The organism is Pseudomonas sp. ICMP 3272 (genome assembly GCF_001466905.1).
In the GTDB taxonomy this organism is placed as follows: Bacteria; Pseudomonadota; Gammaproteobacteria; order Pseudomonadales; family Pseudomonadaceae; genus Aquipseudomonas; species Aquipseudomonas amygdali.
In genome coordinates, this window is the sequence record NZ_LKEK01000037.1 from 93,622 (window position 1) to 115,162 (window position 21,541).

At 58.8% G+C, this 21,541-nt stretch carries 13 protein-coding genes and 2 tRNA genes; 3 read left to right on the forward strand and 12 right to left on the reverse strand.

Going from position 1 to position 21,541, the window contains the following annotated elements:
• Nucleotides 1–18: 18 nt before the first annotated feature.
• Nucleotides 19–3,297 (reverse strand): transglutaminase family protein, encoded by a 3,279-nt coding sequence (locus tag AO068_RS05590; protein WP_058407861.1) that lies wholly within the window; start codon nt 3,295–3,297, stop codon nt 19–21.
• A gap of 273 nt (nt 3,298–3,570) precedes the next feature.
• On the opposite strand from AO068_RS05590, the gene AO068_RS05595 reads away from it, so the two are divergent.
• A complete protein-coding gene (locus AO068_RS05595; RefSeq protein ID WP_058407862.1) occupies nt 3,571–6,315 on the forward strand; it encodes a hypothetical protein in 2,745 nt (914 codons plus the stop codon).
• Nucleotides 6,316–6,366: 51 nt separating this feature from the next.
• Here AO068_RS05595 and AO068_RS05600 read toward each other — a convergent pair whose 3' ends face one another.
• The 8 genes from AO068_RS05600 to rnr form a co-directional block, all read right to left on the reverse strand.
• The gene (locus AO068_RS05600; RefSeq protein WP_002551833.1) at nt 6,367–8,682 is read right to left on the reverse strand and encodes a YgiQ family radical SAM protein; all 2,316 of its coding nucleotides are present in this window, start codon (nt 8,680–8,682) and stop codon (nt 6,367–6,369) included.
• A 107-nt stretch (nt 8,683–8,789) separates the two neighbouring features.
• Nucleotides 8,790–10,184 carry a replicative DNA helicase gene (gene dnaB, locus AO068_RS05605; RefSeq protein ID WP_058407863.1) on the reverse strand — a complete coding sequence of 465 codons (1,395 nt, stop codon included), beginning with the start codon at nt 10,182–10,184 and terminating at the stop codon, nt 8,790–8,792.
• 123 nt (nt 10,185–10,307) lie between these two features.
• Nucleotides 10,308–10,754 carry a 50S ribosomal protein L9 gene (gene rplI, locus AO068_RS05610; RefSeq protein WP_002551831.1) on the reverse strand — a complete coding sequence of 149 codons (447 nt, stop codon included), beginning with the start codon at nt 10,752–10,754 and terminating at the stop codon, nt 10,308–10,310.
• Between the two features lie 19 nt (nt 10,755–10,773).
• Entirely contained in the window at nt 10,774–11,670 is an 897-nt protein-coding gene (locus AO068_RS05615) for a hypothetical protein (protein WP_004666401.1), read from the reverse strand.
• 39 nt (nt 11,671–11,709) lie between these two features.
• Entirely contained in the window at nt 11,710–11,940 is a 231-nt protein-coding gene (gene rpsR, locus AO068_RS05620; protein WP_002551829.1) for a 30S ribosomal protein S18, read from the reverse strand.
• Nucleotides 11,941–11,968: 28 nt separating this feature from the next.
• A complete protein-coding gene (rpsF, locus tag AO068_RS05625; RefSeq protein WP_002551828.1) occupies nt 11,969–12,394 on the reverse strand; it encodes a 30S ribosomal protein S6 in 426 nt (141 codons plus the stop codon).
• Nucleotides 12,395–12,607: 213 nt separating this feature from the next.
• Nucleotides 12,608–13,369, reverse strand: a complete 762-nt coding sequence (rlmB, locus tag AO068_RS05630) for a 23S rRNA (guanosine(2251)-2'-O)-methyltransferase RlmB (RefSeq protein ID WP_004666402.1) — start codon at nt 13,367–13,369, stop codon at nt 12,608–12,610.
• Nucleotides 13,366–15,996: a ribonuclease R gene (gene rnr / locus AO068_RS05635; protein ID WP_058407864.1), complete on the reverse strand. Its 2,631-nt coding sequence runs from the start codon at nt 15,994–15,996 to the stop codon at nt 13,366–13,368. Before rnr ends, rlmB begins: the two co-directional genes overlap by 4 nt.
• 225 nt (nt 15,997–16,221) lie before the next feature.
• On the opposite strand from rnr, the gene AO068_RS05640 reads away from it, so the two are divergent.
• Nucleotides 16,222–16,308, forward strand: a tRNA-Leu gene (locus tag AO068_RS05640).
• A 160-nt stretch (nt 16,309–16,468) separates the two neighbouring features.
• Nucleotides 16,469–16,555, forward strand: a tRNA-Leu gene (locus AO068_RS05645).
• Nucleotides 16,556–16,658: 103 nt separating this feature from the next.
• Here AO068_RS05645 and AO068_RS05650 read toward each other — a convergent pair.
• The 3 genes from AO068_RS05650 to AO068_RS05660 form a co-directional block, all read right to left on the reverse strand.
• Nucleotides 16,659–18,593 carry a methyl-accepting chemotaxis protein gene (locus AO068_RS05650; protein ID WP_058401221.1) on the reverse strand — a complete coding sequence of 645 codons (1,935 nt, stop codon included), beginning with the start codon at nt 18,591–18,593 and terminating at the stop codon, nt 16,659–16,661.
• 171 nt (nt 18,594–18,764) lie between these two features.
• The gene (locus AO068_RS05655; protein ID WP_002551824.1) at nt 18,765–20,057 is read right to left on the reverse strand and encodes an adenylosuccinate synthase; all 1,293 of its coding nucleotides are present in this window, start codon (nt 20,055–20,057) and stop codon (nt 18,765–18,767) included.
• Between the two features lie 54 nt (nt 20,058–20,111).
• Entirely contained in the window at nt 20,112–21,299 is a 1,188-nt protein-coding gene (locus AO068_RS05660) for an ATP phosphoribosyltransferase regulatory subunit (protein ID WP_057402892.1), read from the reverse strand.
• Nucleotides 21,300–21,541: the final 242 nt, after the last annotated feature.

A 21,541-nucleotide genomic window follows, 5' to 3' on the forward strand; every position in this document is an offset into this window, starting at 1 on the left:
CACAGAGCCACTGTTTTTCTAATGCAGACGCATATCCAGCGTCATCGGCAGCTCGTCGCTAATGTTGAGCGACGGAACGTCCAGTTTGCCCGGGGTATGACCGATGCGGAAGAAACGTGACAGGCGACGGCTTTCCGCTTCGTTGGCGTTGACCGGCAAGGTTTCATAGTTGCGGCCGCCCGGGTGGGCGACATGATACGCGCAGCCGCCCAGCGAGCGGTGCATCCAGGTGTCGACCAGATCAAAAACCAGTGGCGCATGGACGCCGATGGTCGGTTGCAAGCAGTTGGCCGGCTGCCAGGCGCGATAACGCACACCCGCGACGAACTCGCCAGCCCGTCCGGTGGGCTGCAAAGGCACCGCGACGCCGTTGCAGGTCAACACGTAACGCTGCGGTGGCAACCCGCTGAGATGCACCTGCAGACGCTCCAGCGACGAATCGACGTAGCGCACCGCGCCACCGGCCGAGCCCTCTTCACCCAGAACGTGCCAGGGCTCCAGCGCCTGCCGCAGCTCCAGCTCGATGCCGTTGACGGCGTAATCACCCACTTTCGGAAAGCGAAATTCCAAATGCGCAGAGAACCAGTCGGCCTGTACCGGGTAGCCGGCTGCGTTGAGGTCGGCGACCACATCGGCGAAATCCTGCTCGATGAAGTGCGGCAGCATGAAGCGATCATGTAATTGCGTGCCCCAGCGTGCCAGCTTGGCCGGTGCATAGGGTTCACGCCAGAAACGCGCCACCAGCGCCCGTAGCAGCAACTGCTGCGCCAGGCTCATGCGCGCATGCGGCGGCATCTCGAAGGCACGCAGCTCCAGCAGGCCAAGACGCCCGGTTGCACCATCGGGCGAGTACAGCTTGTCGATGCAGAATTCGGCGCGATGGGTGTTGCCGGTGACGTCGATCAACAGGTTGCGCAGCAGACGATCGACGATCCACGGCGCAACTTCTTCACCCGGCTCCGGCATCTGTGCGAAGGCGATTTCCATTTCATAAAGCGAGTCGTTGCGCGCCTCATCGATACGTGGTGCCTGGGACGTCGGGCCGATGAACAGACCGGAAAACAGGTACGACAGCGAAGGATGGTTGTGCCAATAGCTGATCAGGCTGCGCAGCAGGTCTGGGCGACGCAGAAACGGAGAGTCCGCCGGTGTCGCGCCACCCAGCACGAAGTGGTTGCCGCCGCCAGTGCCGGTGTGACGGCCGTCGATCATGAATTTCTCTGTGGTCAGGCGTGTGAGACGCGCCTGCTCGTAAAGAAACTCGGTGCGCTCGACCAACTCGTCCCAACTGGCGGACGGCTGCACGTTGACCTCGATCACACCAGGGTCCGGGGTAATGCGGAAGTTACACAGACGCGGATCGCTCGGCGGCTCGTAGCCTTCCAGCAGAATCGGGCATTGCAGTTCTTCAGCGGTCGCTTCGATCACGGCCACCAGTTCAAGGTACTCCTCAAGCTTTTGCAGTGGCGGCATAAACAGGTACAGACGCCCGTCGCGCGCTTCGGCACACAGCGCCGTACGGGTCAGCCAGTCGGCCGACTCATCGATTTTCGGCGAGCGTTCGGCGTCGATATCTGTGGACTTGAGCGCCGAGGTCAGCGAGTCGCTGTCGGCAAGCTCGGGGAAGTCCTGGTTATGGTCGGTCGGATGAATGAACGGGTATTCCGCCGCCTTGGCCCAAGGCTGCGATGCCAATGGCAGGCGATAGCCCAGCGCGGAATCACCCGGCACCAGACGGCAGTGTTCGTCACGCAAATACCAGCGGCCACTCTGCCAGCTATCGCCGCCTGCATTACGGGCCAACGGCAGGACCTGACCAATCATCTTGTCCAGCCCCTGAGCGAATACCTTGCGCAGGCGCGCGCGCTCCAGCTCATCACCCAGCCGCGAGTCTTCAGCAGTCACGTTGACCGGCAACGCACCTTCGCGCCAAAGGTAGTAGAAATTGTCTTCGTAAGCCGGAAAAACGAAACGGGCCGGTAGTTTCAGACGCTCGGCAACGCTGGCCAGAAAGCGCCCGGCCAGCTCGCCGGTAGCGCCGTAATCCTGGGTTTCATCGGCGATCAGCGCATTGTTGCGCCAGACCGGTTTGCCATCCTTGCGCCAGAAACAGTTCAGTGACCAGCGTGGCAACTGTTCGCCCGGATACCATTTGCCCTGGCCGAAATGCACGATCCCCAGTGGCGCGTAATGCGCGCGCATGCGCTGAAACAGCTCGGCAGACAGCTCACGCTTGCGAGGCCCCAGCGCAGCCGTGTTCCACTCGGCACCGTCGCGATCATCGATGGACACGAACGTCGGTTCGCCGCCCATGGTCAGGCGCACGTCGTCACGCGTCAGGTCCGCGTCGATCTGTCGGCCAAGTGCCTGTATGTCCTGCCATTGCGCTTCGGTGTAAGGCTTGGTGACGCGTGGCGCCTCCCAGATGCGCTCGACCGACATTTCGTGGCTGAAATCGGTTTCGCACGGCTCGACCAGACCGCTGATCGGCGCTGCGGAAGACGGCTCCGGGCTGCACGCCAGCGGAATATGCCCTTCGCCTGCAAAGAGGCCGGAAGTAGCATCCAGACCGACCCAGCCAGCACCCGGCAGATAGACCTCGCACCAGGCATGCAGGTCGGTGAAGTCGACATCAGTGCCCGACGGCCCGTCCAGCGCCTCGACATCGGCCTTGAGCTGGATGAGATAGCCCGATACAAATCGCGCCGCCATGCCCAGATGGCGCAACAGCTGCACCAGCAGCCACGCGGAGTCACGGCAAGAACCTGAAGCGTTTTCCAGGGTGAATTCCGGGGTCTGCACACCCGGTTCCATACGGATCAGGTAAGCGACATCCTGACTCAGGCGCTGGTTGAGGCCCACCAGAAAGTCGATGGCGGGTATCGGCTCGCGACTGATGCTGTCCAGATACGCCTGAAATCTCGGGGTCAGCGGCAGTTTTTCGAGGTACGGCGCCAGCTCGCGCTGCTCTTCGCTGGCGTAGGTGAACGGAATGTTCTCGGCGTAAGGCTCCAGAAAGAAGTCGAACGGATTGAACACCGCCATCTCGGCGACCAGATCGACCTCGACGCGAAATTCCCTGGTCTTTTCCGGGAAGACCAGACGCGCCAGGTAATTACCTTGAGGGTCCTGCTGCCAGTTGATGAAGTGGTTTTCGGGCAGGACTTTCAGCGAATACGACAGTACGCGCGTGCGGCTGTGAGCGGCCGGGCGCAGGCGAACGATCTGAGGACCCAGTTCGACCGCGCGTTCGTAGCGATAGTGCGTGACATGGTGCAAGGCAATATGAATCGACACGGCGTGCCTCCTGCGAGCCTGAACGGTAATTGAGCCGCGCAAGACTTATGCCATCCGGTCAAAGTCGTGCGCCAACGAGAGTGACATTCCCCGCCCGATCAGGCGCAGCACCAAAAATGTGCTCGCCTGAACTGAAGGTGCAAGGGTCGCACGGAAACGGGGCGCACAGGGCAATAAGGTTGGACCCGCACGCAATATTTACTTAGTGCCACAGCCAGATTGATGCCTGATTACATCGTCCTCCAATGATTAACCATTATCGGAGCACTTGTAATGACACAGCTAAATCCCGCGCAACAACCGCTTTCAGAACCGGCCCAAGCTGTCGACGCTCACATCGACCTCATGGATCCGGCCGAAAGTGCTGACTACGAGACGACACGAAAAGCATTGCTTGCGGTAATGCAGAGCAGCAATGCCCCTATCAGCCTTGAAGACATTCGGATCAAGCCAGATCCAGCGTCCGGATTCGGCGAATACTGCGCTGAGAAAGCGGCTCTGCCTGCACCGCTTCAAGCCGAAAAGCAGGAGTTGCCGTTTCAGATAGACAGCGATGGCAGCGTCAGCCTGGCATTGATGCTGAGCTACAACTACGGGTTGTCGCTTCCACCATCGCCTGACACAACGGCAATCAAAACCCTGCTCAATACGCTGGCAGAACTTCGCGCCAGTCAGGAATTGGGGCTTATTGATCAGTTCGACATCAAGGCCATGCTGACACCGAAAAATCTGCAGGACCTGAAACGAGCCCGCACTGAGTACCTGGGCAACGAGGGTGGCACGCTGCTAAGCAAGCTGGGTGCTGAAATCATTGCCTCCTGTCCACTGGCAGATGTGCAGGACTCCCCAGTGGCGGTTATGGCCCGGGTTCTCAGATCCGGACCGGCAAGGGCATTGGGGCAAACGCTGCTGGCACAACTTGATCGGCCTGAGGAAGAAACGTCCGCGTCCCTGATGACACTCATGGACCGGATTTTATGGCATGCCATCAGCAGCGATCTTCAGCAACCTGAGGATCGAAAGCCTGGAGAAATTGCCGGCTACCCATTCTCCAGAACAGAAAACCTGGGGCGTAGCCACGCTGACATCCTGAACGATATGCACAGCCACCTGATCCACACGGGCAAGGCGGCGTCGATCAACGAAGCAACACTCGCACGCTTCATACTGGCACTGGAGAACTGCCCTGAATGGCTGGTCAACGGTGTTCCCGACGATCTGCCATACGGTTGTACTGAAGTGTGGGTCAATTTTCAGCATGGGGTCACCCTTGCGGAAGCCATCGAGTTTGGTTCTTCACGCTGGATGAGCTTTGACGACCTGATCGAACTGCCAGTGATCTTCAACAAAAGGATGGACACCGAAGAACAGCAAGCCGCCTATGTCACAACCCGCCTGCCCATCCTTCTGGCATGGGCGCAGGCCAACGGTTATATCCGCATTCAGGGCAACCTGCCTTATTCCGAACAAGAGATAGCACAGGCAGTCAGCGCGTTCGAAGAGTCCGAAACCGAATCACTTGAAGCCGTGAATGCACTGGTTCGCACAGCGCCAGAACGCAAGGCGATGGCCATCGTCGCCATGACAGAAGCGCGAAGAACGCCTGCAATTCAACAGATACTTGAGCAGGAAGATTACCCATTCCCGCCCATTGATCTACGCCCCAGGCTGGCGGTGCTACGCAAAAGCCATACGCCTGTCTATCGCGATCATAAAGGCACCCTCTCAGCATCCAATCTGCCCTATAACGCTTACGGCATAAAACACGATTCGTCGTCGTTGCTGGAGGTCTACATGGCCGGTGAAAACATTGATGACTGGAGACTGCCAGGGCGCGACAGCACGGAAGGCCTGCTTCCCATAAACCGTGAAATGCAGTTGCTGTACAAGGCGCTGCCAGACATCAATCAACAATTCGAGCGTGAGTTTCAGGCTTATCTGGCGGATGCCCGCAAGGCTTACGCGACAATCATTAAAAAGTTGCTGACTCAACTGCCTTTCAAGCATCGCCTGGCCATCGAAAATGGTGCCGTATCACTCTACTCGCTCAGACTACCGACCCAAGACCTGATGGCTGTTGCAGAAAGCGAGAAGCATCGAGAACCACTACGAGGGCGCGCCGGTTTTATCATTGAGGCTGTCTACGAAGGTAAAACAAGGTTCTACGAAGTTTTCCCGCTGTTGATGAGGGTGCGGTATCGCCCTGATCTGAAGGCGCTTATCGAGAATGGTGTACCCGGGATCGAGTTCTGGACGATTACATCCACAATCCCGACGCCGGTGGTTGTCAATAAGGGAAGAACATTGCCGTTTGATCAAAACGCCTACCTGCGCGGCGATGAACCGCGTGAGGGCGCGACCGCCACCATGATTGCAGAAATTGTTGGCGAGCCATTCGGCCCATCGAACACTGAGACAGCCCTGCATATGCCCATAACCACTTTTTCAAAACGCTGTACCGGCATTGCCAGTATTGTCTGCAGCCAGTTGTTCTACGTTAATGAGGATGACCTTTATGCACAATGCAAAGGCATTACCAAAATAGAAAAGGACAAAAGCGCGCCCGGGGCTATCGAAGAGATAACCAATATCCTGATATCTCTGACGCCCTGGCCCGAATTCAAAAGCCTCCTGTCCGGAGAGAAAAACCGCATGAGGGCAGGAGCACTAGGGCTGACGGTCTACATGATTCCGTACGGTGGTTTCGCCGGAAAGCTACTTGCAGGTACTGCAAAGGTCGCCACGCGTTTAGGCAGAAATCTGATAGCCCGAGGTGGCAAAGTTCATGTTTCGAAATTGCTCATGAAGACGCGCATCACACTCAGAGGTACCACCTCGATCAATATCAGGCTAGCCCCTGACATGGCGGGGAAAGTATTGACTGGCGTTTCGCAATTCGTCGTGAAGCACGTCACCTGGAAATTTTTGGCGATAAACGTAGGTAAGGGTTACAGTCGCAGACTTCTCGCCAGTATGGGCACGCAGGAGCCTCAAGCTGAAGAGCAAAAGGCTACCTGACCTGAAGAACAGCCGGGCCGCAGGCACAAGCGTACCTGCGGCCCATAGCTATCAGCGAGGCACTACAGGCTTGCGGGCTGGCTTGCCGCCTTTGCCCTTGCCACCCTTGGCTGCATCCATGCGCTCCTTGGCGGCCTGCTTGTTGCGCGCCATTGCGGCGGCCTTGGCCTCTTCGCGTTTGTCCCACGGCTTGCTGCCATCGCTGCCACGCGGTGGCAGGCCAGTATGCTGGGTCTGGATCAGCGTAGTCTTCGCGTTCTTGGCAACCTTGTGGCTGCCGGCTGGCGTCGAGTTCTTGCGGCGCGCACTTTGATAGCTGTCGGTCGCCGGCTGATGCAACGGGATCAGTTGATCCTTGCCCGGCCCGATCAGATCGGCACGGCCCATGCGTTCAAGGGCCTCGCGCAGCATCGGCCAGCCTTTCGGGTCGTGATAGCGCAGGAAGGCCTTGTGCAGACGACGCTGCGCTTCACTCTTCACAATCGTGACTGCGTCGCTCTTGTAGGTGACCTTGCGCAACGGGTTCTTGCCGGAGTGGTACATGGCCGTGGCGGTTGCCATCGGCGACGGGTAGAACGCCTGCACCTGATCCGCGCGGAAGCCGTTGCCCTTGAGCCACAGCGCCAGGTTCATCATGTCTTCATCGGTGGTGCCGGGGTGTGCGGCGATGAAGTAAGGAATCAGGTACTGCTCCTTGCCGGCTTCCTTGGTGTACTTCTCGAACATGCGCTTGAACTTGTCATAGCTGCCAATGCCCGGCTTCATCATCTGGTTGAGCGGACCTTCCTCGGTGTGTTCCGGGGCGATCTTCAGGTAACCACCCACGTGGTGCGTTACCAGCTCTTTGACATACTCCGGCGACTCGACCGCCAGGTCGTAGCGCAGGCCCGAGGCGATCAGGATTTTCTTCACGCCCGGCAGGGCGCGGGCACTGCGATACAGCTGAATCAGCGATGAGTGATCGGTGTTCAGGTTCGGGCAGATGCCGGGGAATACGCAGGACGGCTTACGGCAAGCCGATTCGATCTCCGGGCTTTTGCAGGCGATGCGGTACATGTTCGCGGTTGGGCCGCCCAGGTCGGAAATGACTCCGGTAAAGCCCGGCACCTTGTCGCGGATCTCTTCGATTTCGCGAATGATCGACTCTTCGGAGCGGTTCTGAATGATCCGGCCTTCATGCTCGGTGATCGAGCAGAAGGTGCAGCCGCCGAAGCAGCCACGCATGATGTTCACCGAGAAACGAATCATGTCGTAGGCAGGGATCTTTTCCTTGCCGTATGCAGGATGCGGGACACGCGCGTAAGGCATGCCAAACACGTAGTCCATTTCTTCAGTGGTCATCGGAATGGGCGGCGGGTTGAACCAGACGTCGACCTCTCCATGCTTCTGCACCAGCGCGCGGGCGTTGCCCGGGTTGGTTTCAAGGTGCAAGACGCGGTTGGCGTGGGCATACAGCACAGCGTCATTACGGACCTTTTCCACCGATGGCAGGCGGATGACCGTCTTGTCCCGGGTCATGCGCGGGCTGGCAAGAATCTGCACCACCTTGGCTTCGTTAGGGTCCTCGACGTTGCCTTTTTCCTGCTCGATGGCGCAGGCCTGCGTGTCCTGGGTGTTGACGTACGGGTTGATGATCTTGTCGACCTTGCCCGGACGGTCGATACGCGTGGAGTCGACCTCATACCAGCCCTGCGGCGTGTCGCGACGAATGAACGCGGTGCCGCGCACATCGGTGATGTCTTCGATCTTGTGGCCATAGGACAGGCGCTGAGCTACTTCGACAATCGCGCGTTCGGCATTGCCGTACAGCAGGATGTCGGCGCAGGCGTCAATCAGGATCGAGTTGCGAACCTTGTCCTGCCAGTAGTCATAGTGCGCGATGCGGCGCAGCGAAGCTTCGATGCCACCCAGCACGATTGGTACATGCTTGTAGGCTTCCTTGCAGCGCTGGCTGTAGACCAGACTCGCGCGGTCCGGACGCTTGCCAGCCATGCCGCCAGGGGTATAGGCGTCATCGGAGCGAATCTTCTTGTCCGCGGTATAGCGGTTGATCATCGAGTCCATGTTGCCTGCAGCGACACCGAAGAACAGGTTCGGCTCGCCGAGCTTCATGAAGTCGTCTTTGGACTGCCAGTTTGGCTGCGCAATGATCCCGACCCGAAAGCCCTGGGACTCAAGCAGACGGCCGATGATCGCCATGCCGAAAGACGGGTGATCGACGTACGCATCACCGGTAACGATGATGATGTCGCAGGAATCCCAGCCAAGCAGATCCATCTCTTCCCGGCTCATGGGCAGGAAAGGTGCTGGTCCGAAACATTCGGCCCAGTACTTGGGATAGTCAAATAACGGCTTGGCTGCTTGCATGTTCAGGACCTACGTTTGCACGTTGGAAAAATCGCGGGCGCGGAATATAGCACATTTTTTGATCAAACCCGACGACAGTGGTCGGATTTGATGTGCCTGACCTCGGGTCAATCGTCGTCGAAGTTGTAACTGCCCGGTGCCAGGTTCTCGAAACGCGTGTATTTGCCGATGAAAGCGAGGCGCGTGGTGCCGATCGGCCCGTTACGCTGCTTGCCGATGATGATCTCGGCAATGCCTTTATGCTCGGTTTCCGGGTGATACACCTCGTCCCGGTAGACGAACATGATCACGTCGGCGTCCTGCTCGATCGCTCCGGATTCCCGGAGGTCGGAGTTGATCGGACGCTTGTTCGGCCGCTGCTCAAGGGAGCGGTTGAGCTGCGACAGGGCAATGACCGGGCAGTTGAATTCCTTGGCCAGCGCTTTCAGCGAGCGCGAAATCTCGGAAATTTCGTTGGTCCGGTTGTCACCGCTCGAGCCGGGAATCTGCATCAACTGCAGGTAGTCGATCATGATCATGGCGATATCGCCGTGCTCACGTACGATCCGCCGGGTACGCGCACGCATTTCGGACGGGCTGATACCGGCAGTGTCATCGATGAACAGCTTGCGATCATTGAGCAGGTTGACCGCAGACGTCAGCCGCGGCCAGTCATCGTCGTCGAGCTGACCCGCGCGCACCTTGGTCTGGTCGATGCGCCCCAGTGACGACAACATACGCATGATCAGCGATTCACCTGGCATCTCCAGCGAGTAGACCAGAACCACCTTGTCACTGCGCAGCACCGCATTCTCGACTAGGTTCATGGCGAAGGTGGTCTTACCCATCGAAGGACGTCCGGCAACGATGATCAGGTCGGCGGGTTGCAATCCGCTGGTTTTTTCATCGAGATCGGTATACCCGGTCGACAGACCGGTAATGGCGTTGTCGCTGTTGAACAGGGTATCGATACGGTCGATGGCCTTGGTCAGCAGGTCATTGACGCTGACCGGACCGCCCGTCTTGGGGCGCGCTTCGGCGATCTGGAAGATCTGCCGCTCAGCCTCGTCAAGAATTTCTTCGGCGGTACGGCCTTCCGGGTTGAACGCACTGTCGGCAATTTCGGTGCTGATGCCGATCAATTGCCGCAATGTGGCACGGGCCCGGACAATCTGCGCGTAGGCCTTGATGTTGGCGACAGAAGGCGTGTTTTTCGCCAGCTCACTGAGGTAGCCCAGGCCGCCTACTTGCGAGGTCTGCCCTTCCTTGTCCAGCTGTTCAGCCAGGGTGACCACGTCAATCGGGCTGTTCTGGTCGGCCAAGCGGGCGATGGCGCGGAATATCAGGCGGTGGTCATGTCGATAGAAATCACCATCGGAAACTTGATCAAGCACCCGCTCCCAGGCGTTGTTATCCAGCATCAAACCACCGAGCACGGCCTGTTCGGCCTCGATGGAATGTGGCGGCACCTTCAGGGCAGCGGTTTGCAGATCGTATTGTTCGGGGGTGGAAATATCGTTCATGGCCACTTCAATTCGAGGTTTGCAGAATGGGGATGGCACAAAGACAAAGGGCACGACCTGTGAACAGGATCGTGCCCGATGTTAATCCTCTGGCAGCAATGCCGCCAGACGATTACGTATTGCTTAAGCAGCCACTACGACAACGCGTACGGTCGCTTCTACGTCGCTGTGCAGGTGCACGGCTACGTCGTATTCGCCAACATTGCGGATAGTGCCGTTCGGCAGACGAACTTCGCTTTTTGCAACTTCAACGCCGGAGGCGGTCAGTGCATCAGCGATGTCGTGCGTACCGATCGAACCGAACAGCTTGCCTTCGTCACCAGCGGTGGCAGTGATAGTCACTTCCAGCTCAGCCAGTTGAGCAGCGCGAGTTTCGGCAGATGCTTTCTTGTCTGCAGCCAGTTTTTCCAGCTCTGCACGACGCTCTTCAAACGCAGCCACGTTGGCAGCGGTTGCAGCGGTTGCTTTGCCGTAAGGCAGCAGGTAGTTACGACCGTAGCCGGCCTTAACGTTTACTTTGTCGCCCAGGTTGCCCAGGTTGGCGACTTTTTCCAGAAGGATCAATTGCATGTGGAAATCCTCTTAACTTTTAACCTTCACCGTTCGCAGGACCATTGCCGGAATCTTTCGAACTCCGGCGACCGCGAAAATCAATCAGGCTGTCGACAATGGCAATTACCACGAGCAACGGATAGATCAGTTGCATGAACACCAGCAGCGTTATGTACATCCCTACCAGCCAGAACCGGGAAAGCCGCTTTTCAGCAACCAGACCGTGGATCAGAGCCAGCCCCGCAAACACCAGCGGTACGCTGCAAAGCGGTGTAAGCATTGCTATCTGCGGACCGAAATTCGGCCCCACCAGCATGCACACCAACAGCGCCAACGCAGGCACCAGCGGGAGTTTCACAGCGCGAAATTCACGCCCGAAACCACCAGGGTTGTACAACATCGCTTGCCAGTACCGCCCAAGAATCAGGCACAGCACACTGACAATTTGCAGCACAGCCGCTATCAGGCCATTCAGGACGGGTGCAATCAGTGCCCCCAGACGCGCTCGCTCTTCTACGTTCAACTGCTCGTAGAGCCCGGCCAGCATTGTCGGCAGATGCTTTTGCAGCTCCTGCGACATTGCTTCCAGAGGTTCGCGAAAAACCGTGCCCAGAATTACTGCATACACCACACCCAACGCCACGCTGACCAGCAGCACGCGGACCCAGGACTCGCTGGCACGCAAAACCATTGCCAAACTCAGCGAACCTGCCAGCACCATGGCTGTACGAGGTTCGCCGAAATACCACCAGACCAAAGCCGGCAGCAGAGCCCAGGACAGAACACCAACGGCATCACTGAACCCGCGTCGCAGAAGCACAAGGCACCCTGCGGCAGCACTCAACCAGAACAACAGCGGCAATGCCGCACATCCAGCCACTACGAGAGTGGCCTGCATACGGCCGCGCATGATGAATTCAGCCAGGGCACGCATGCTTTCTATCCTTTGTTACGTTTTGTCGACTACCTGGTCTCAGCGGCCGTGGCTGTCGGTGTAGGCCAGCAGGGCCAGGAAGCGGGCACGCTTGATAGCGGTGGCCAGCTGACGCTGATAACGTGCTTTGGTACCAGTGATACGGCTTGGAACGATTTTGCCGGTCTCGGATACGTAGGCTTTCAGAGTGTTGAGATCTTTGTAATCGATCTCTTTGACGTCTTCAGCGGTGAAGCGGCAGAATTTACGACGACGGAAGAAACGTGCCATGTAATTGGCTCCTCAAAAGGTCCGTGGATTACTCGTCAGCGTTATCGCTAACGTCGCTGTTGTCGCCGTCATCGCCATCGGCGCTGTCGGAGTGCTCAGGACGGTCACGACGCTCACGGCGCTCACTGCGGTTCTCTTCAGCCTTGAGCATCTCGGACTGGCCAGTTACGGCTTCGTCGCGACGGATGACCAGGTTACGGATCACAGCATCGTTGTAACGGAAGTTGTCTTCCAGCTCGGCCAGAGCCTTGCCAGTGCACTCAACGTTCAGCATCACGTAGTGAGCCTTGTGAACATTGTTGATTGCGTAAGCCAGTTGACGACGGCCCCAATCTTCCAGACGGTGGATTTTGCCGCCGTCTTCTTCGATCAGCTTGGTGTAACGCTCTACCATGCCGCCGACTTGCTCGCTTTGATCCGGGTGGACCAAAAAGATAATTTCGTAATGACGCATGAATGCTCCTTACGGGTTGTAGCCTGCCGCTCAAAAGCGGTCAGACAAGGAGTGAATGACACTGTTGGTCTTGCTCAGGGACAGGCACATGCGCGCCTGCCGTGACAGCAAGGGGCGCAATTGTAGAGAAGGGGCGAGGGAGGCGCAAGGCAATTGGTGAATTAATGAGCAGATCGCATGGCGCGACCTGCTCACTCTGGCCAGGCGCCGAAATCAGGCTTTTTTGCCGGCAGCCTTGACACTGCGCTGACGCAGCGCTTCAAACAGACACACGCCGGTCGCGACCGACACGTTCAGACTGCTGACACTGCCCGCCATCGGCAGACGCACCAGATAATCGCAGTGCTCGCGGGTCAGGCGACGCATGCCCTTGCCTTCCGCACCCATGATGATGATGGTCGGGCCGGTCAGGTCCTGCTGATACAACTCGACCTCGGCCTCGCCTGCCGTGCCGACAACCCACAAGCCGCGCTGCTGGAGCTTTTCCAGCGTGCGCGCCAGGTTGGTCACAGCCACCAGCGGGATGACTTCTGCCGCACCGCAGGCGACTTTGCGCACCGCTGGCGTCAAGGTTGCAGACTTGTCCTTGGGCACGATCACGGCCAGTGCACCTGCCGCATCGGCGGTACGCAGGCAGGCGCCGAGGTTGTGCGGATCGGTCACACCATCAAGCACCAGCAGCAACGGCGAACCTTCGCTGCGGTCGAGTAGCTCGTCGAGCATTGCCTCGCCCCAGACCTGGCTAGGACTCACATCGGCAACCACACCTTGATGCACGCCTTCGACCCAGGCATCCATTTCGCGACGCTCCGCCTGACCAATGGTCACGCGATTCTCACCCGCCAGCGCCACCAGCGTCTGAACGCGGGGGTCGTTACGACCCTCGGCCAGCCAGATGTGCTTGACGCGTTTCGGGTGATGACGAAGTAACGCTTCTACGGCGTGAACGCCGTAGATTTTTTCCAGCTGACTCATGACTTGGCCTTGGGTTTACGAGCGCCACCGCTTTTCGCGGTTGGCGCGGAGCCCGATTTTGACGGACCTTTACGGTGTTTACTGGCCGGCTTGCTCGACGAAGGAGCAGAGCCCGACCTGTCAGACTTTCCCGACGACGCCTTGCTACCACCCTTCGCGTCTGCCAGAAGGGCTTTTTTCAGCTCACGACTTTTACGCACTTCTGCGTTTTTCGCCGCCGCATCGCTCGGGCGATACGCTTCGGTACTGCTCTCCTTGGCAGAAGCGCTACGGCGACCGGACTTGGCAGGCGCCTTTTCCTTTTCAGCCGCTGTAGTAGCAGGCGGCGCAGTGTCATGACCACGACGCTTGCGACCAACCGGCGTTGCAGCCGCTGCGGTTTCGGAAATCTCGAAGTCGATCTTGCGCTCATCCAGATCAACACGCATGACTCGCACTTCGACGCTGTCGCCCAGACGGAAGTTACGCCCGGTACGCTCGCCGGCAAGGCGGTGATGCAGGGGGTCGAAATGGTAGTAATCACCCGGCAGAGCCGTGACGTGAACCAGCCCCTCGACGTAGATGTCAGTCAGCTCGACGAACAGGCCAAAGCCGGTTACCGCCGTAATCACGCCCGGGAATGACTCGCCCACGCGATCTTTCATGTACTCGCACTTGAGCCAGTTGACCACGTCGCGCGTAGCCTCGTCGGCACGGCGCTCGCTCATCGAGCATTGTTCGCCCAACTGATCGAGCAGCGCGTCGTCGTACGGGTAGATACGCGCCTTCGGAATCGTTGCAGCACCGGCACGGCGTACGTGCGGGGTATCCTGCTTGGAGCGGATAACGCTGCGAATCGCACGGTGCGTAAGCAGATCCGGATAACGACGGATCGGCGAAGTGAAGTGCGTATACGCTTCGTAATTGAGACCGAAGTGGCCGTTGTTGTCAGAGCTGTAAACGGCCTGGCTCAACGAACGCAGCATGACGGTCTGAATCAGGTGGTAATCCGGACGGTCACGAACGGTTTCAAGCAGCGCCTGATAATCCTTCGGTGTCGGACCTTCCTTGCCTTTGTGCAGCGTCAGCCCCAGCTCACCGAGGAATGCACGCAGTTTTTCCAGACGCTCTGGCGGCGGACCATCATGGACGCGGTACAACGCGGGAATTTCGTGCTTCTTCAAGAACTGCGCGGTGGCCACGTTGGCGGCCAGCATGCACTCTTCGATCAGCTTGTGAGCATCGTTACGAGTGGTCGGACGAATTTCGGCAATCTTGCGCTCGGAACCGAAGATGATCCGGGTTTCCTGAGTTTCGAAATCGATCGCACCGCGCACATGACGCGCACCCAGCAACACCTTGTACATGGCGTAAAGCTGCTTGAGGTGCGGAACCACGTCGCCGTATTCGCCGCGAAGGCTTTTGGCTTCAGCCGTTTTCGGCTGTTCCAGGATCGTGCTGACCTTGTTGTAGGTCAGGCGAGCGTGGGAGTGGATGATGCCTTCGTAGAATACGTAGTCAGTCATCTCGCCGGTCTTGGAGATGGTCATCTCACAAACCATGGCCAGACGATCGACGTGCGGGTTCAGCGAGCAGAGGCCGTTTGACAATTGCTCAGGCAGCATGGGCACGACGCGCTCGGGGAAATACACCGAGTTGCCGCGCACCTGGGACTCTGCATCCAGCGCCGAGCCGATCTTCACGTAGCTCGATACGTCGGCAATCGCCACGTAGAGCTTCCAGCCACCGGAGAACAGACGCAGCTTGCCCGGCTTGGCTTCGCAATAGACCGCATCGTCGAAGTCACGAGCGTCTTCGCCGTCGATGGTCACGAACGGCAGATGGCGCAGATCGACGCGGTGTTCCTTGTCCTTCTCTTCGACTTCCGGCTTGAGCTTGGCAGCCTCTTTGAGCACTGCCTCGGGCCATACATGCGGGATATCGTAGGTACGCAGCGCGACATCGATCTCCATGCCGGGCGCCATGTAGTTGCCCACCACTTCGATCACGTCGCCTTGCGGCTGGAAGCGCGGCGTCGGCCAATGGGTGATTTTCACCTCGACGAACTGACCGATCTTGGCGCCGTTGTTGCGACCCGGCGTCACCAGCACTTCCTGCTGGATTTTCGGGTTATCGGGTACAACAAAACCAATGCCGCTCTCTTCGAAGTAGCGACCAACGATGGTTTCGTGAGCACGCGAGATCACTTCGACAATAACGCCTTCGCGACGACCGCGACGGTCAAGGCCGGAAACACGCGCCAGCGCCCGGTCGCCGTCGAATACCAGACGCATTTGCGCCGGGCTCATGAACAGGTCATCGGAACCGTCATCTGGAACCAGAAAGCCGAAGCCATCGCGATGCCCGGAGATGCGACCCAGGATAAGGTCAAGCTTGTCTACCGGTGCATAAGTGCCACGACGGGTATAGATCAACTGGGCGTCGCGCTCCATCGCGCGAAGGCGACGGCGCAGGGCCTCGAATTGATCTTCGGTGGTCAGGCCGAATTCTTCGACCAGTTGCTCGCGACTGGCCGGCGAACCGCGCTCGGCAAGGTGCTGCAAGATCAGCTCACGGCTGGGAATAGGGTTTTCGTATTTTTCCGCTTCACGAGCGGCCTCGGGATCGAGGGACTGCCAATCGGCCATTAGATAGTTTTCACCTTGTATATATAGGGGTTAGTTTGGCATAGACCTCATGAAACGGGAAATTTCACGCTCAATCCACTGGACAAAAAGCCTGCTCAACCCCGCTGCAACACCCGAAACACACCGCCCGCGAATTTTTTCGACTTTTTTTCATCGCCGGGGTTTACAGCCTAAAAAGCGCTCCGTATAGTGCGCGCCATCGGCAGGTTGATGCCTTCCGATGCTGCCCAGATGGTGAAATTGGTAGACACGCCAGCTTCAGGTGCTGGTGACCGCAAGGTCGTGGAAGTTCGAGTCTTCTTCTGGGCACCAATTCAGGCAACAGACTACAACAGTCTCAAGCCTCACAAAAACCCGCGAAAGCGGGTTTTTGCATTTTCAGGTTTTGATTATTAAATCAAAACAGGGGTTTACAGAGCAAAATGATCGCCGTATAGTGCGCCCCATCAACGGCGGAGACGCTGCTGATGCTGCCCAGATGGTGAAATTGGTAGACACGCCAGCTTCAGGTGCTGGTGACCGCAAGGTCGTGGAAGTTCGAGTCTTCTTCTGGGCACCAATTCAAAAAAACCGAGCCAATGGCTCGGTTTTTTGCTTTCCGACTTCAGAAAAGCCCCCCTCCGCAGACATGGCAGCGCCACATTTGCAGCGCTGCATGATACTCAAGCCCGAAACTGCCCCAGGCTCGCCTTCAACTGCGCAGCCAGCCCGCTGAGTACCTTGCCGCTAGCAGTCGTCTCGACCACTGCTTCGGCAGCACGCTCGGCCTGAGCGTGAATCACCTCTACCCGACCGCGAACGGCCTGCGCGCCTTCAGCCTGATGTACAGCCGCCTTGGTCGCCAGACCAATGGCAGCGTGCACTTGCTCGACGGAAGCCTGCACAGTCTGCTGGCGTTTGGCGCTGTCACGTAATACTTCCAGCCCTTCCTTAGCCTGTCGGCCAGCGATGCCGATGGCAGCGACCGCCTCTTTCGCGCCGCGCTGCAAGGCGATGATGTGTTCCTGGATATCGCCCGTCGAGCTTTGCGTCTTGCTGGCCAGCGCCCGCACTTCGTCAGCCACCACGGCAAAGCCCCTGCCCGTTTCACCCGCGCGCGCCGCTTCGATAGCTGCGTTGAGTGCGAGCAAGTTGGTTTGCTCGGCAATACCGTGGATAACTTCCAGCACGACCTCGATCTGCTGGCTTTGCTGCGCCAGACGCTCAATGACCTGCGCACCGGTTTCAACCTGCCCGGCCAGCGCCTCGATCAAACCGCCGACCTGATTGGACGTGCGGGTGTTTTCATCGGTCGCTTGCTTGATATCGACCACCTGACGCAAGGCCGCCTGCATCGCCTGGCTTTCCGACTGCGCCTCATCAGCCATCTGCTCCAGCGCCTTGAGGCTGGCCGCCACTTCATCACGCTGCAGCTCGGCCGCCGCATCAGCCCCGGCGTTACGCTGGCTCATGACACCGATTTCCTGCCCGGTGCGCTGCGCCACCTCGCCCGCCTCACGAACGATAGGCTGCAACTTGTCGATGAAACGGTTGACCGCAGCCGACATGTCGCCGATCTCGTCATTGCTGTCCAGCTTGACGCGCTTGGTCAGGTCGCCCTCACCCGCAGCCAAATCATTCAGTGCCGCGATCAGCAGGTGCAACTTGCTGACCACACGACGTCCGAGCACCACCGCCAGTAACAGCAGTACGCCCAGGCCGACCAGCGCCAGCCCCATGCCGATCCGCCAGCGCAACGTTTCAGCGGCTTCCTGAACCGTAACACGCGTATTGGCGGTCATTGCAGCACCCGCCGCCTGAGCGGATTGCAGGCGCGTGCGCAAGGCGGTCGAACTGTCTTTGGAAGCACTGGCAAGGCTGTCGGAAACCAGTTGCTCGCCACTGGTTATCAGGGTGGCGAAACGCTTGTCCAGCGCAGCGAGATTTTCCTCGACCGTTGCCGTGGACACTCCCATGCGCACCTTGCCGATCTCAACACCGTTAGGGCTGATGGAGGCCTCGACGTAATACACCGACGGGTCGTTTTTCGCGGCATTGAGGATCTTGTCCATCGCCCGCTCACCCTCACCCTTGGCCAGCAACGCTTTGACCAGCGGGTTATCGCGGTTCATGTACCGCGTAAGGTGCTCGCCTGCCGCGTCGTCATAGACCACAAACAACACATTGGGATTGCGCTGGGCGCGTCGGGCAAATTCAGAAAGGGTTGGCGTGTCGTTATCCCACATGGCACGCGGGGCAACCGCAGCCAGCAGCTCGGCCATGTCAGTGGCGGACTCTCTCAGGTCTTTTTCCAGCGTGGCGCGCAGTTGGGCCTGCTCTTCCTTCAGGCGGGTAGAAAGTCCGACGCTCAAGCGCTGACGCGTACTGGCTGAAAGCGAGTCGAGGCTCGACGTCACTTCGCTACTCGCCAGCTCAAGCTCGGAGGAAAGATGTTGCGAATCTACCCCAAGGCGATTGGCAAGGTCAGCCTCAAGCGCTGTGACTGTGCTCCGGGTAAGAGCAACCGCCACGATGACCTGCACCAAAAGGGCAATGCCCAGGGCAATGAAGACCGGGCGCAGCAGACGGCTTTGCAATAGAGATAAGACAGCAGACACAGGAGAATCCCTCCACCCTCAGCGCCATTAAAATGATGGCACTTTTCTGTCATCTTTGTAGCAAGCGCCGTGCCGTGACACAAGTCTCACTTTTGCCGGGGCTGAATCCACCAGACACTGAAAACAAAAAGGGCCGCAAACGCGGCCCTCTTGGTACAGCGCGGTGACGTATCAGCCGAACGGGTGACGCAGCACGATGGTTTCGTTACGGTCAGGACCGGTCGAAATGATATCGATAGGCGCGCCAACCAGCTCTTCGACGCGCTTGATGTAGGCGCGAGCGGCTGCAGGCAACTCTTCCAGGGTCTTGGCACCCAGCGTGGATTCGCTCCAGCCAGGCATCTGCTCGTAGACCGGACGCAGACCCAGGTAGCTGTCGGCGTCAGTAGGTGCGTCGATGACCGCGCCTTCTTCGTTCTCGTAGCCGACGCAGATGTTGATGGTCTCAAGACCGTCGAGCACGTCCAGCTTGGTCAGGCACAGGCCCGAGATGCTGTTGATTTCGATGGCGCGACGCAGGATGACGGCATCGAACCAGCCGCAACGACGAGCGCGACCGGTGGTAGCGCCGAACTCATGACCACGCTTGGCCAGGAAAGCACCGACATCGTCGAACAGCTCGGTCGGGAACGGACCCGAACCCACACGCGTGGTGTAAGCCTTGGTAATGCCCAGAATGTAATCCAGGTACATCGGACCAAAACCCGAACCGGTAGCGATACCGCCAGCAGTGGTGTTGGAGCTGGTGACGTACGGATAAGTACCGTGGTCGATGTCCAGCAACGAACCCTGGGCACCTTCGAACATGATGTCCTTGCCGTCGCGACGCATTTCATGCAGCGCAGCGGTGACGTCGAGCATCAGCGGCTTGAGCAGATCGGCGTATTCCATGCACTCGTCGAGTGTCTTCTGGAAGTCGATGGCAGGCTCTTTGTAGTAATTGACCAGCACGAAGTTGTGGTAGTCGAGCAGCTCGCCCAGCTTGGCCGCGAAGCGTTCGCGATGGAACAGGTCGCCAATGCGCAGACCGCGACGCGCAACCTTGTCTTCGTAAGCCGGGCCGATACCACGACCGGTGGTGCCGATCTTGAATTCGCCGCGGGCTTTCTCACGCGCCTGGTCCAATGCAACGTGGTACGACAGGATCAGCGGGCAGGACGGGCTGATGCGCAGACGCTCACGCACTGGAATGCCTTTCTCTTCCAGCTTGATGATTTCGCGCAGGAGCGCGTCGGGAGCAACCACTACACCGTTACCGATCAGGCACTGCACGCCTTCGCGCAGCACACCGGACGGAATCAGGTGCAATACGGTTTTCTCACCGTCGATCACCAGTGTGTGACCAGCATTGTGGCCACCCTGATAGCGAACTACGGCGGTAGCATGTTCGGTCAGCAGATCAACGATCTTGCCTTTGCCCTCATCACCCCATTGAGTGCCCAGGACTACGACATTCTTACCCATAACACTTGTCCTCATTCACGCAAACTTGGTGCCGGCGGCGGCCGGCAGGAATACTCAAGAAGCCAGCGGCATTACCTGCCAGTGCTCGCCATGCTGAATCAATTGCCGGTCACAGTCGGCTTCACGCGCGGCGCTCGCCTGCTGCCCAGGCAAAGCCTGAACCACACGCTGACCTTCACTGCGCAACTGGCAAACCATCTGCCAGAGTGCCGCATCCGTACTGTCCGGCACCCAGATGCCACCAGACGGTAAGACGATTTCTGCCTGCCCCAGGGTAACCAGGGTTTTCAGGTCGGTAGAAAAGCCGGTCGCCGGACGGGCGCGGCCGAAGTCGGCGCCGATGTCATCGTAACGACCGCCCTGCGCGATCGACTGGCCCACGCCAGGCACGAACACCGCAAACACCACACCGGTGTGGTAGTGATAGCCACGCAGCTCGCCGAGATCGAAGTACAGCGGCAACTGCGGGAAGCGCGCAGCCAGGCGCTCGGCGATCGCCAGCAGATCATCCAGCGCAGCCAATACCGGCGCAGGTGCGCCAGCCAGACGGTCGCGCGCCGCATCCAGCACCTCACGACCACCGCACAGATCAACCAGCGCACGCAGCATTGAAGCCAGCTCTTGCGGCAGATCGGCGGTCAGGGCAACCACTTCATCAATAGCCTTGCGCTGCAGTGCATCGAACAACTGCTGCTCGACTTCTCCCGACAGGCCAGCGGCACGCGCCAGACCACGGTAGATGCCGACATGCCCAAGGTCCATGTGCACATCCGGCACATCGGCCAGTTGCAACATGGCCAGCATCAGGCTGATGACTTCTACGTCACTGCTCGGGCTGGCATCGCCGTACAGCTCGGCGCCCAGTTGAATGGGGCTGCGCGAGGAAGACAGCGCGCGTGGCTGGGCGTGCAGGACACTGCCCGCATAGCACAGACGGCTAGGGCCTTCACGCTTGAGGGTGTGAGCATCGATGCGTGCAACCTGCGGCGTGATGTCGGCGCGAAAGCCCATCTGCCGGCCCGATTGCGGGTCGATAACCTTGAAGGTGCGCAGGTCCAGATCCGAACCCGCGCCAGTCAGCAGGGATTCGAGATACTCGATATGCGGGGTGACGACGAACTCATAGCCCCAGCTCTGAAACAGATCCAACACCTGACGGCGCGCTACTTCAATGCGCGCCGCTTCCGGTGGCAGTACTTCTTCGATGCCATCTGGTAGCAGCCAGCGGTCGACCGTTGCCATTACGCCATTCCCCTGTGATCCAGGCGGCCAGCCTACAGGCCGACCTTGAGTGAAGCAGAAAGTGGTGCGCCGTATGACGGGCACGACAAATGCCCGAGACAGGCCTTGCAGACCACTTTCCTCGAAAAATCTTGCCGCGTTCCGATTCAGATACGGCCAATCAATCGTGCAGACGCAAAAAAGCCGGGAATTTCCCGGCTGCCGCATGATACACACGTTTCACCGTACGTTCACCCCACCGG

What these genes read in the sequence shown, in the direction of transcription:
- rlmB (WP_004666402.1), bottom strand. Translation starts at nt 13,369, where the DNA reads ATGAGTCAGCTGGAAAAAATCTACGGCGTTCACGCCGTAGAAGCGTTA.
- AO068_RS05600 (WP_002551833.1), bottom strand. Translation starts at nt 8,682, where the DNA reads ATGCAAGCAGCCAAGCCGTTATTTGACTATCCCAAGTACTGGGCCGAA.
- rplI (WP_002551831.1), bottom strand. Translation starts at nt 10,754, where the DNA reads ATGCAATTGATCCTTCTGGAAAAAGTCGCCAACCTGGGCAACCTGGGC.
- AO068_RS05595 (WP_058407862.1), top strand. Translation starts at nt 3,571, where the DNA reads ATGACACAGCTAAATCCCGCGCAACAACCGCTTTCAGAACCGGCCCAA.
- dnaB (WP_058407863.1), bottom strand. Translation starts at nt 10,184, where the DNA reads ATGAACGATATTTCCACCCCCGAACAATACGATCTGCAAACCGCTGCC.
- rpsF (WP_002551828.1), bottom strand. Translation starts at nt 12,394, where the DNA reads ATGCGTCATTACGAAATTATCTTTTTGGTCCACCCGGATCAAAGCGAG.
- rpsR (WP_002551829.1), bottom strand. Translation starts at nt 11,940, where the DNA reads ATGGCACGTTTCTTCCGTCGTCGTAAATTCTGCCGCTTCACCGCTGAA.
- rnr (WP_058407864.1), bottom strand. Translation starts at nt 15,996, where the DNA reads ATGGCCGATTGGCAGTCCCTCGATCCCGAGGCCGCTCGTGAAGCGGAA.
- AO068_RS05615 (WP_004666401.1), bottom strand. Translation starts at nt 11,670, where the DNA reads ATGCGTGCCCTGGCTGAATTCATCATGCGCGGCCGTATGCAGGCCACT.
- AO068_RS05660 (WP_057402892.1), bottom strand. Translation starts at nt 21,299, where the DNA reads ATGGCAACGGTCGACCGCTGGCTGCTACCAGATGGCATCGAAGAAGTA.
- AO068_RS05655 (WP_002551824.1), bottom strand. Translation starts at nt 20,057, where the DNA reads ATGGGTAAGAATGTCGTAGTCCTGGGCACTCAATGGGGTGATGAGGGC.